At 71.0% G+C, this 451-nt stretch carries 1 protein-coding gene; it reads right to left on the bottom strand.

The annotated features are described in order from the left end of the window. Positions 1–451, bottom strand: a 451-nt coding sequence (locus CKO25_RS20880; RefSeq protein ID WP_200389854.1) for a serine hydrolase domain-containing protein, incomplete at both ends; no start/stop codon positions are given.

Genomic DNA, 451 nt, shown 5'->3' with positions numbered 1-451 from the left:
CGTGTCTTCCAGGAGCCAACCGAGTCCGGTAGTCACGTCCAGGTCCAGGGGCACGTCCTGGTTCTGCGGCATGAACATGGCCTCGAGCACGCCGGGCGCCAGCACTTGCCGCCCGTGCAGCTCGCCGCCGCAGAGCAGGGCGACCAGGAAGCGGCCGAGGTCACGCGCCGAGGTTTGCAGCCCCTGGGCCGGCAGGTCCCGAATGGGCAGCGGTGCGAGCGCGCGGCCGCCGCGGTGACCCACGGCCAGCGCCTCCGCCTGCGCGGGCAGGCTGGCGATGCGCGTGGCGTCCATCCCTAAGGGCCCGAACAAGGTGCGCTGCAGGTGCACAGGGAAGGGCTCGGCGGTCACGCGCTGCACCAGATGACCGAGCAGCGTATAGCCGACATTGGAATAGCTGAACACCAGCTGCGGCGGGAAGGCCGCGAGCTCGTCGCGCAGCTGGGTGGTG

The organism is Thiocapsa imhoffii, assembly GCF_016583985.1.
Taxonomy (GTDB): domain Bacteria; phylum Pseudomonadota; class Gammaproteobacteria; order Chromatiales; family Chromatiaceae; genus Thiocapsa; species Thiocapsa imhoffii.
Note: the sequence above shows the minus strand (reverse complement) of the source record. Positions and strands in the feature narration are given on the sequence as shown.